The 10,641-nt window shown below is 61.3% G+C and carries 12 protein-coding genes and 1 tRNA gene; 9 read left to right on the plus strand and 4 right to left on the minus strand.

Annotation, left to right across the window (positions count from 1 at the left end; all coding sequences use genetic code 11):
* Positions 1-23 precede the first annotated feature (23 nt).
* The gene (gene ung / locus APH36_RS06360; RefSeq protein ID WP_060497935.1) at positions 24-716 is read right to left on the minus strand and encodes a uracil-DNA glycosylase; all 693 of its coding nucleotides are present in this window, start codon (positions 714-716) and stop codon (positions 24-26) included.
* 126 nt (positions 717-842) lie between these two features.
* Between ung and APH36_RS06365 the strand changes: the two genes are divergently transcribed.
* A complete protein-coding gene (locus APH36_RS06365; protein WP_060497936.1) occupies positions 843-1,949 on the plus strand; it encodes an enoyl-CoA hydratase/isomerase family protein in 1,107 nt (368 codons plus the stop codon).
* Positions 1,950-1,993: 44 nt separating this feature from the next.
* Here APH36_RS06365 and APH36_RS06370 read toward each other — a convergent pair whose 3' ends face one another.
* Positions 1,994-2,443, minus strand: coding sequence for a hypothetical protein (locus tag APH36_RS06370; RefSeq protein ID WP_060497937.1), 450 nt, complete (start codon positions 2,441-2,443; stop codon positions 1,994-1,996).
* A 212-nt stretch (positions 2,444-2,655) separates the two neighbouring features.
* Here APH36_RS06370 and APH36_RS06375 point away from each other — a divergent pair, with 212 nt between their 5' ends.
* The 5 genes from APH36_RS06375 (at position 2,656) to APH36_RS06395 (ending at position 6,471) form a co-directional block, all read left to right on the plus strand.
* Positions 2,656-4,137, plus strand: a complete 1,482-nt coding sequence (locus APH36_RS06375) for a sensor domain-containing diguanylate cyclase (protein ID WP_060497938.1) — start codon at positions 2,656-2,658, stop codon at positions 4,135-4,137.
* Positions 4,130-4,342 (plus strand): cysteine-rich CWC family protein, encoded by a 213-nt coding sequence (locus tag APH36_RS06380; RefSeq protein WP_060497939.1) that lies wholly within the window; start codon positions 4,130-4,132, stop codon positions 4,340-4,342. The genes APH36_RS06375 and APH36_RS06380 overlap by 8 nt, the downstream gene beginning before the upstream one ends.
* A gap of 9 nt (positions 4,343-4,351) precedes the next feature.
* Positions 4,352-5,044 carry a pseudouridine synthase gene (locus APH36_RS06385; RefSeq protein ID WP_060497940.1) on the plus strand — a complete coding sequence of 231 codons (693 nt, stop codon included), beginning with the start codon at positions 4,352-4,354 and terminating at the stop codon, positions 5,042-5,044.
* A 345-nt stretch (positions 5,045-5,389) separates the two neighbouring features.
* Positions 5,390-6,286, plus strand: a complete 897-nt coding sequence (locus APH36_RS06390; protein WP_060497941.1) for an alpha/beta fold hydrolase — start codon at positions 5,390-5,392, stop codon at positions 6,284-6,286.
* Positions 6,287-6,397: 111 nt separating this feature from the next.
* Positions 6,398-6,471: transfer RNA gene (locus APH36_RS06395), tRNA-Gly, on the plus strand.
* Here the strand turns inward: APH36_RS06395 and APH36_RS30600 are convergent.
* Positions 6,438-6,638: a hypothetical protein gene (locus tag APH36_RS30600; RefSeq protein WP_080587352.1), complete on the minus strand. Its 201-nt coding sequence runs from the start codon at positions 6,636-6,638 to the stop codon at positions 6,438-6,440. The two genes, APH36_RS06395 and APH36_RS30600, sit on opposite strands and share 34 nt — an antisense overlap.
* Here APH36_RS30600 and APH36_RS06400 point away from each other — a divergent pair.
* Both APH36_RS06400 and APH36_RS06405 read left to right on the plus strand, forming a co-directional pair.
* Positions 6,637-8,343, plus strand: coding sequence for a SulP family inorganic anion transporter (locus tag APH36_RS06400; RefSeq protein WP_060497942.1), 1,707 nt, complete (start codon positions 6,637-6,639; stop codon positions 8,341-8,343). The two genes, APH36_RS30600 and APH36_RS06400, sit on opposite strands and share 2 nt — an antisense overlap.
* A gap of 88 nt (positions 8,344-8,431) precedes the next feature.
* Positions 8,432-9,442: a DUF4917 family protein gene (locus APH36_RS06405; protein ID WP_060497943.1), complete on the plus strand. Its 1,011-nt coding sequence runs from the start codon at positions 8,432-8,434 to the stop codon at positions 9,440-9,442.
* A gap of 20 nt (positions 9,443-9,462) precedes the next feature.
* On the opposite strand, the gene APH36_RS30605 is transcribed toward APH36_RS06405, so the two are convergent.
* Positions 9,463-9,954, minus strand: coding sequence for an AlpA family transcriptional regulator (locus tag APH36_RS30605; protein WP_082426349.1), 492 nt, complete (start codon positions 9,952-9,954; stop codon positions 9,463-9,465).
* 228 nt (positions 9,955-10,182) lie between these two features.
* Here APH36_RS30605 and APH36_RS30610 point away from each other — a divergent pair.
* Positions 10,183-10,641, plus strand: a 459-nt coding sequence (locus APH36_RS30610; protein WP_177337086.1) for a saccharopine dehydrogenase NADP-binding domain-containing protein, incomplete at its 3' end; no start/stop codon positions are given.

The following is a 10,641-nucleotide window of genomic DNA, read 5'->3' on the forward strand; positions in this document are numbered from 1 at the left end:
CCGCTACACGGCCCCGCTAATCCTCAAAGTGGTGGCAACGCCCAGTTGATCGGCGCCATGCCACGCTGCTCAAGGAAGCTGTTGGTCCGGCTGAAATGCCCGCAGCCCAGGAACCCACGGTAAGCCGACAGTGGCGACGGATGCACCGACTTCAGCACCAGGTGCCTGGTCCCATCGATCAGCTTCTGTTTGCTCTGCGCATGCGAACCCCACAGCAGGAACACCACGTTCGGGCACTGCTCACTGACCACCTGGATAACCCGGTCGGTAAAGAACTCCCACCCCTTCTTGGCGTGCGACGCCGCATTGGCTCGCTCCACGGTCATGGTCGTGTTGAGCAGCAATACACCCTGCTCGGCCCAGCTTTGCAGGTAGCCATGGCTGGCAATCGGGATATTCAGGTCGCGCTGCAGTTCCTTGTAGATGTTGACCAGCGACGGCGGCGTGGCCACGCCCGGTTGCACCGAGAAGCACAGACCATGCGCCTGGCCCGGCCCGTGGTAAGGGTCCTGGCCAAGGATGACCACCTTCACCTGGTCCAGCGGTGTCGAGTTGAGTGCATTGAAGATCAGCGGCCCTGGCGGGTAGATCTCCTTGCCGGCGGCATATTCGCTGCGCAGGAACGCTCGCAGCTGATGCATGTAGGGCTGGTCGAATTCGGCGCGCAGCGCGGCCTTCCAGCCGGGTTCGAGTTTGATGCGATCGTCGTCAGTCATGGGGCCATCCGTAAACAATGGCGCGACACTAGGTAACCCCTCCCCGCTTGTCAAACGATCCGACCGACAACCGGCATGTTCAGCCAGGCAGGCCATACTTGTGCGATGACTTGAGCGAGGTAGTCCATGGCCATTCATTGCGGGGTACTCACCGGCGCCGATGGCGCCCGCATCGGCATTGCCACCCTGGATGCACCCAAGGCACTCAATGCCCTGAACCTGCCCATGATCGAAGTATTGGGCGAACAACTGCATGCCTGGGCCCGCGATCCGGGCGTAGTCTGCGTACTGCTGCGCGGCAACGGCGCAAAAGCCTTCTGCGCCGGTGGCGATGTACGCGCACTGGTACAAGCCTGCCGCGACCACCCTGGCAGCGTGCCGCCCCTGGCTGCCACCTTCTTCGCCGCCGAGTACCGCCTGGATTTTGCCCTGCACACCTACCCCAAGCCGCTGCTGTGCTGGGGGCATGGGCATGTGCTAGGTGGCGGCATGGGGCTGTTGCAGGGGGCCAACGTGCGTATCGTCACGCCCAGCAGCCGGCTGGCCATGCCGGAAATCAGCATTGGCCTGTACCCGGATGTGGGCGCGAGCTGGTTTCTGGCGCGGCTGCCGGGCAAGCTGGGGTTGTTCCTGGGGCTGACGGGGGCACCGATCAACGCCCGCGATGCCCTGGACCTGGGCCTGGCCGACCGTTTTCTGGGCGAGCACCAGCAAGAGGCGCTGATCGAAGAACTGCTGCAGTTGAACTGGCAAGAGCAGACCGCCCTGCAGCTGAACAGCCTGCTCAAGGCCGAACAGCACCGCGCCTGCGCCGAGTTGCCCGAAGCCCAGTGGTTGCCAAGGCGGCAGGTGATCGATGCGTTGCTCGACGTGGCCGATGCGGCGGCGGCCTGGCGTGCGCTGGAAGGGCTCAAGCACCATGATGACCCGCTGCTGGCCGATGCCGGCCAACGCTTGCATCAGGGTTGCCCACTGACGGCGCACCTGGTCTGGGAGCAAATCCGCAGGGCACGGCATCTGTCGCTGGCACAGGTGTTCCAGATGGAATACAGCATGAGCCTGAACTGTTGCCGTCACCCCGAGTTCAGCGAAGGCGTACGCGCCCGCCTGCTGGACAAGGACGACCAGCCGCGCTGGCACTGGCCCGATGTGGCGCAGGTGCCAGCGGCGGTGGTCGAGGCGCATTTTGCCAAGGTGTGGGAGGGGCGGCACCCATTGGCAGATCTGGGTTAGGCTTGCCGGCGATGGGGCGCAAAGCGCCCCCGCTTCACTTCACCTTACCGCTGCCAGTTACCTCCTTGCCCCTGCCCCCGCTGGCCATCCCAACGCCCGCCACCATTCCCATGCCTGTTGGAATGCGAATCGCCACGCGGGTAGCGCTGGCTGCCATCACGATAGTCATGGCGATCCCGGTCTTGCCTGTAGTCTTGCCGTTGGCGATTGCCATAGTCGTAGCGCGGGTTGCCATGCCACCGGTTCATCCCCGGCTGCGGATACAGCCGGTATTGCGGCGCGGGGGCTGGCCGGTAGTAATAGCGGGGCGCCGGCTGGTAGTAATAGCGCGGTTGCGGCGTGACGTAGTAACGGTCATAGCGGTAATAACCCGGCGAGACGTAACGGTCGGTGGAGTAGTAGTCCGAACGGTAATAGCCCCCGCTCTCGTAGTACGGGGCGCAGGCAGAAGTCATCAGCCCCAGCAGGGCGATCAACAGGATTCGATAGGACATGGCGGCCTCCTGGACCGCTGGAGTGCCCGAACAGCGGCGCTGGCGAGCATCGATGCGTGATGCGTTCATCGACACTGAATAAGACAGCGACGCCTGGGTGCAGTGCCATTTCCGCAACAATTTGATACAGGTGCGGTAGCCCCGAAAAACTTGCAGTCATTTATCGGTCATCTCACTAGAATGGGCGGCTCGGCACACATCATGGGAAGATCATGCCCTCACGTTCCGCTCTGTTCTCGCAGCGTTCGCTGATCGTTACCCTGCTGGTGCTGCTGGCCTGCGGCTTCCTTGCTACCTCGCTGCTCAGCTACTTCTCCTCGCGCAGCGCCATCCGCGACGGCATTATCAATACCGAATTGCCGCTGACCTCAGACACGGTCTACTCGGAAATCCAGAAAGACCTGATTCGCCCGGTGCTGATCGCCTCGATGATGGCCCAGGATACGTTTTTGCGTGACTGGGTACTGTCGGGCGAAAAGGACACCCAGCGCATGACACGCTACCTGGGCGAGGTCATGGTCAAGCAGGACACCTTCACCTCGTTCTTCGTCTCCGACCGCACCCTCACTTACTACCAAGCCAAGGGCGTGCTCAAGCAGGTGCAAGCCGACACATGGCGCGATGCCTGGTATTTCCGCCTGCGCGACCTCAAGGCACCCTACGAGATCAACGTCGACCTGGACATGGCCAACCAGGACAGCCTGACCGTATTCATCAACTACCAGGTGCACGACTACCAGCACCGCTTTATCGGTGCTGCCGGGGTGGGACTGAGTGTGTCCTCGGTGGTCAAGCTGATCGACCAGTACCAGCGCCGCTACCAGCGGTCGGTCTTGTTTGTCGATGCCAAAGGCAAAGTGTTGCTGACCGGCTCCGAAGGTGGCCCGCACGGTTTGCGGGTCGGCCAGCCACTGAGCGACAACGCCGAACTGAGCGATGTGCTGGCCGAACAGCGGGTGCCCGGCGAAGGCAGCCACGAGTACCACGACAGCGACAACCACAGCCACTTCCTCAACGTGCGCCACTTGCCCGAGCTGGACTGGTACCTGTTGGTGGACAAGCGCGAAACCGGCGCCCTCGACCACATTCGCCACTCCCTGTACCTGAACCTTGCCATCTGCGCGATGATCACCTTGGTGGTGCTGGCGCTGGTGCATGCCATGGTGCGCCGCCATCAGGCCAGCATCGAGGCACTGGCCACGCTCGACAGCCTTACCGGCCTGCCCAACCGGCGCAGCTTCGACTTGCTCGCTGCCCAGGCGTTGCACGAAGCCCAGCGCGACAGTGGGCCACTGGTGGCGCTGCTGATCGACCTGGACCACTTCAAGGCGCTGAATGACACCCACGGCCACCTGGCAGGCGACGAAGTGCTGCGCCAGTTCGCCAATGTGCTGCAGGGCAGCCTGCGCCAATCGGATATACTTTGCCGCTGGGGCGGCGAGGAGTTCATCGTGCTGCTGCGTGAAGCCGAAGGTCGGCAGGCCATCGAGGTAGCGGAAAAGATCCGCCGCCGCACCGAACAGCTCACGTTCAGCTACGACGAACAACCTCTGCGCCTGACCACCAGCATCGGCCTGAGCAGCCTGCAACCGGAAGATACCCTGCACGCCCTGCTGACCCGCGCCGACCGAGCGCTCTATCGTGCCAAGCAGGCCGGCCGTAACCGCGTCTGCAGTGAAACCCAAGATGAATGACAGCCAACACTGCCCCGCTTGCGGTGCCCTCAACCAGTGCAGCCTGGCCGACCCACGCCGCGCCACCCAGGCCTGCTGGTGCTACAGCGTGAGTATCGACCCGGCCGTGCTCCAGGCCCTGCCCGCCGAATTACGCGACAAAGCCTGCCTGTGCCCACGCTGCGCAGCCGTTGAAGAACAACTTCGATCAACCACTTCTCACTGACCTGTTGCAATGCGCCTCGACCGCTTCCTTGCCAACCTGCCCAGCCTCAACCGCCAACAAACCCGCCTGATGCTGGTACAACGTCGTGTGCGGGTAGATGGCCAGGTGGTCAGCGACCCGCTGACCGAGGTACGCGAATTCAGCCGCGTGGAACTGGACGACCAGGTGCTGCAGGCTGGCCGGCCGGCGCGCTACCTGATGCTGCACAAACCCACGGGCTGCGTCAGCGCCACCCAGGACCCGCAGCACCCTACCGTGCTCGACCTGCTGCCCGAAGCATTGCGAGGCGACCTGCACATAGCCGGGCGCCTGGACTTCAACACCACCGGGCTGATGATTCTGACCAACGATGGCCAATGGTCACGGCGCCTGACCCAACCTGCCACCAAGCTGCCCAAGCACTACCTGGTGGACACCGAGGACGAGATTGGCGAGCACTATGAGGCCAAGTTTCGTGAGGGTTTCTACTTCGCCTTTGAAGGCCTCACCACCCTGCCCGCCCAGCTGGACATCCTCGGCCCGCGCCAGGCGCGGCTGGCGATCGTCGAAGGGCGCTATCACCAGGTCAAGCGCATGTTCGGGTTCTTCGACAACAAGGTGGTGGGGTTGCACCGGGAAAGCATGGGCGCGATCTACCTGGACCCGGGTTTGGCGCCCGGGGAGTTTCGTGAACTGACGGCTGATGAAATCGCCACTGTCTAGGCTGCCCGTTCTGGCCCAAGGTGGTCATACGACCGCTCAGCGACAAAAGTCACAAAATCTCCCGAACGGCACTTGCAGGATCCCCGACCCACTGCTTGAATCCAAATCGTCAGTCTGCATGTGACCAATAAGTCACGCCCGCAGTCGAAGACGCCTTTTGCCGGCCACCCAGGGCCTTGATGCCTTGGGGCACGGCAAATTGCCCGCCAAAAACAATACCGTCGACGCATGTGCCAAGGATCGACACAGGGCCCCCCGGTTACTCTTCAGGCGAATGCCTACCTGTCATAAAGAACGTGCACCCTAGGTGACGCGAATACCCTTTTTGCGCCAGGAGTCGATGACATGAGGCCAGAAATCGCTGTACTTGATATCCAAGGTCAGTATCGGGTTTACACGGAGTTCTATCGCGCGGAAGCGGCCGAGAATACGATCATCCTGATCAATGGCTCGCTGGCCACCACGGCCTCGTTCGCCCAAACGGTACGTAACCTGCACCCGCAGTTCAACGTAGTGCTGTTCGACCAGCCGTATGCCGGCAAGTCCAAGCCACACAACCGCCAGGAACGGCTGATCAGCAAGGAGACCGAGGCGCACATCCTCCTTGAGCTGATCGAGCATTTCCAGGCCGACCATGTGATGTCGTTCTCGTGGGGTGGCGCAAGTACGCTGCTGGCGCTGGCGCACCAGCCGCGGTGCGTGAAGAAGGCCGTAGTGAGTTCCTTCTCGCCGGTGATCAACGAGCCGATGCGCGACTACCTGGACCGTGGCTGCCAGTACCTGGCCGCCTGCGATCGCTACCAGGTCGGCAACCTGGTCAACGACACCATCGGCAAGCACCTGCCATCACTGTTCAAGCGCTTCAACTACCGCCACGTCAGCAGCCTGGACAGCCACGAGTACGCGCAGATGCACTTCCACATCAACGAGGTGCTGCAACACGACCTGGAGCGGGCGCTGGAGGGTGCGCGCAATATCGACATCCCGGTGCTGTTCGTGAACGGCGCCCGCGACGAGTACACCACGGTCGAAGATGCCCGGCAGTTCGGCAAGCACGTGGGCAAGAGCCATTTCAGCGTGATTCGTGACGCTGGCCACTTCCTGGACATGGAGAACAAGTCTGCCTGCGAAGACACCCGCAGCGTCCTGCTCGGTTTCCTCAAGCCGACCGTGCGTGAAACGCGTCATCGCTACCAGCCTGTTCAACAAGGGCAGCAGGGGCAGCATGCATTGGCCATCTGAGCGCATCGGCGCCCTGTGACTGATACCCGCAGGCTAGAGGGTGCCGACAAGCTTTTTTATAACTTGGGCTTCTAATTCGTGGAGGGTTCTGGTAAAAAGTGCTGCGCAGACGCGGGTATAGTTTAGTGGTAAAACGAAAGCTTCCCAAGCTTTAGTTGAGGGTTCGATTCCCTCTACCCGCTCCACATTGCATCACCGCATGGCGTTCCAGCAACGTCATCGCTGTCAAAAGGGGCCTCGGCTCCTTTTTTCGTTTCTGCCCTCCCGGTTTGATCTGGCCCATGGCCAATTGCCTGCCGATCCGCTTCAATGCGTAGATGGTTACGTGAAGCATTTCGAAAGGACGACGCATGTTTCTCTCCCGCTGGCTACCGGGCCTTGCCAACCTGCTGCATTACCGCCGCGAATGGTTCCACACCGATTTGCAGGCAGGCCTCTCGGTCGCGGCGATTCAGATACCCATCGCCATCGCTTACGCACAAATCGTCGGTTTGCCGCCGCAGTACGGCCTGTACGCCTGCGTGCTGCCAATGATGGTCTACGCCCTGATCGGCAGCTCGCGCCAGCTGATGGTAGGCCCTGACGCCGCCACCTGCGCGATGATCGCCGGTGCCGTGGCGCCGCTGGCCATGGGTGACCCGCAACGCATCGCCGAACTGTCGGTGATCGTCACCGTGCTGGTCGGGGTGATGCTGATCGCTGCCGGCCTGGCACGGGCCGGGTTCATTGCCAGCTTCTTCTCGCGACCGATCCTGATCGGCTACCTCAACGGCATCGGCCTGAGCCTGATCGCCGGGCAGCTGTCCAAGGTGGTGGGGTTCAAGATCGAGGGCGACGGTTTTATCCTCAGCCTGATCAACTTTCTCCAGCGCCTGGGTGAGATCCACTGGGTCACGTTGTTCATCGGCCTGGCCGCTCTGGGCCTGCTGATCTGGCTACCACGGCGTTTCCCGCGCCTGCCCGCCGCGCTGACCGTGGTGGCACTGTTCATGTTGCTGGTCGGCCTGTTTGGCCTCGACCGCTTCGGCGTCGCCATCCTCGGCCCGGTGCCGGCCGGCATCCCGCAGCTGGCCTGGCCGCACAGCAACCTGGCGGAAATGAAGAGCCTGCTGCGCGACGCCCTGGGTATCGCCACCGTCAGCTTCTGCAGCGCCATGCTCACCGCACGCAGCTTTGCCGCCCGCCACGGCTACGCGATCAACGCCAACCACGAATTCGTCGCCCTGGGCGTGAGCAACCTGGCGGCCGGGGTATCCCAGGGCTTTGCCATCAGCGGCGCCGACTCGCGTACCGCCGTCAACGACATGGTGGGTGGCAAGAGCCAGCTGGTGGGCATCGTCGCCGCGCTGGTCATTGCCCTGATCCTGTTGTTCTTCACCGCGCCGATGGCGTGGATCCCGCAGGCAGCATTGGGGGCCGTGCTACTGATGGCCGGCTGGGGGCTGATCGACATCAAGTCACTGGGGCTCATCCGCCGCCTGAGCCGCTTCGAGTTCTGGCTCTGCCTGCTGACCACGGCGGGCGTGCTGGGCCTGGGCGTACTGCCCGGCATCGTGTTTGCCGTGACACTGGCGATCCTGCGCCTGCTCTACAGCATCTACCAACCCACCGACGCCGTGCTCGGCTGGCTGCCGGGCACCGAAGGCCAGGTCGACATCCGCAAGCACAAGGACGCCCGCACCGTGCCGGGCCTGGTGGTGTACCGCTTCGACGACGCGATCCTGTTCTTCAACGCCGACTACTTCAAGATGCGCCTGCTTGAAGCGGTGCAGAGCCAGGACCAGCCCAAGGCCGTGCTGTTCGATGCAGAAGCCGTCACCAGCATCGACGTCAGCGGTATCGCCGCCTTGCGTGAAGTGCGCGACACCCTGGCCGCGCAAGGCATCTTCTTTGCCATCGCCCGCGCCCGGGGCACCTTCCTGCGCATGCTGGTGCGCTCGGGGATGGCGCGGGAGATGGAAGACAAACTGCTGTTCGGCTCGGTGCGAGCGGGGATTCGGGCGTATCGGGTGTGGCGTAACCGCAACCGTAGTGTGCAAGTGGCCGAACAGGGTTGAAGGGGGGGTTGTTGCGAGTGGCCCTCGCACACCCTGCACGACATGCTAAAGTCGCCCCCGCTCCCCGCTCCACCCAACGGACTCTAGCATGCCTGCACTTGACGCCACCCTCACCCCTTGGCCAGAACTCGCCGCCCGCCACCCCTGCGATGCCCTGCTGCTGGGCAACGGCGCCAGCCGCGCAGTGTGGAAGCCGTTCGGCTATTTCTCGCTGTTCGAGGAAGCACAACGCGCAGGCCGCAAGAAAGGCCTGGCGGTCAGTGACCAGGCCCTGTTCAAGTCGTTGGGCACGGAACTATTCGAGCCGGTGCTCAGCGCCCTCAACACCACCGTGCGCGCCAACGCCGCACTGGCCATCAACTCCACCGCACCGCTGAACCGCTATTACTCGATCAAGGAAGCGTTGATTCACGCCGTGCGCACGGTACACCTGCCGTGGCCGCTGATGCCGCCAGCCACCCTCGCGGCCCTCAACCAGGCCCTGCGTGGCTACCGCAGCGTCTACACCAGCAACTACGACCTGCTGCTACCGTGGGCTGTACAGAGCGCCCCATACGGCTTCGCCGAACTGTTCGACGAACAAGGCTTCTTCGACGTGCGTCGCACCCGCGGCGAAGGCACGCGGGTGATGCACCTGCACGGCGGCCTGCACCTGCTGAAGCTGCCCGACGGCACCACCCGCCAACGCAGCGCCGACAGCGCCGAACTGCTTGATGGCTTTGCCGTGAACATCCCAGGTGAAGTGCCACTGTTCGTCAACGAAGACCGCAGCGACGAAAAGCTGCGCGCCATCCGCCATTCGGACTACCTCAGCTGGTGTCTGGGGCAGCTGGCCCAGGAAAGCCAGGGGTTATGCCTATTCGGTCAGCACCTGGACAGCAGTGACCAGCACCTGCTCGAAGCCATCCGCCAGGCCCGGCCGAAGCAGCTCTCGATTGCTATCCGGCCGGTGAGCGAAGCGTCGGTGATCAACCAGAAGCAGCATTTTGTTGATCGGTTTGGAGATTTGGCCGGAACGCAGGTGCATTTCTATGACGCCAGTACGCATCCGCTGGGGCTGTCGACACTAGCTATCGAAGTGCCGCTCCCTCGTAAATGAACGGGTCATGAAATACAGCTTCAATGCGCCAATGTAGCCCTGCCAAAGACTCGCTCATATGCACGCGTTACATTGACAGCCATCGCAGTGCGAGCAAGCTCCAAGGTACCCGGGCCTATCGAGTAACTACCTCGCTCCTGCAACCAGGCCAGAACGTCGGCAAGATGCCATAGAGAGGTAGTGCCATCGTGAGCAGGTGCAGGAAAACTGTTTGAATGTGCCAGCATGAGTTTGCGCATGTTTTGCCGAGATACGCCGATGATCTCCGCCACATCGGCAAGCCCTACCAGGTCAGGCGTCGCTTCAATGAGGCGGGCGCCTGGAACAACCCTGCCAACATCATTCAGTGCGCTCTCGATAGCCTGTTTCGCTGAGGCTGCCTCCCGGATGAATGCAAGTGCCAGTCGCCCCGGCTGGCCTACACCCACCAACGCATCATCACACCCACCTTCGGCCAGACGCTCCAGTAGCGCATCGGTATCTTCGCTTTCACTCAATAAAAATCCAGGCATGAAATCAAAAATTTTCAGAAATTCGCTATATACAAGAAATTTCCTACGAGATTTTGAGGCTTATCTGTAGTCCACTTTTTAAAACACAACACGAACTGCAGAAAACATTGACAAGCCATCAGAACCTCAGTTTTATTCAAGCACGGGAGCAGCTCAACTCCATCGCACTACGGGGAAGCACACCAATCACCTAGCACAAAAACAAAAACCCAGTCAGAGCATTAGTGAATGAAGATGATCATCATTGGTTACGGTGCAGTATCCTCAGCTTTTCTTCCCATTCTGATCAGCGAATTGAAAGAAGAAATAACATCACTAAAAATCATTGCCCCACACATTGAAAATAAATGTACGATAGAACATGGAATCACTATCAACTGGCACACTGAAACGCTGACAAGAGAAAATTACAAGAGCACTCTCAACGACCTGGATGAACAAACATTTCTCGTCAACCTGTCAGTGGATGTAGCCAGCCTCCAATTAATATCTCTTTGCCATGAAGCAGGGGCACTGTATCTAGACACTTGCATTGAACCATGGGCCGGACAATACACTGACAGCCGCATCGACCTCCAACACAGAACCAACTACTCATTACGAGACCGCGCACTCGCGAAAAAGCGACTTCTTCGAGATGGGCCTACCGCAGTCATCGCTCACGGGGCAAACCCTGGCCTGGTATCC

The sequence above is a fragment of the Pseudomonas sp. NBRC 111133 genome, from assembly GCF_001320605.1.
Classification (GTDB): domain Bacteria; phylum Pseudomonadota; class Gammaproteobacteria; order Pseudomonadales; family Pseudomonadaceae; genus Aquipseudomonas; species Aquipseudomonas monteilii.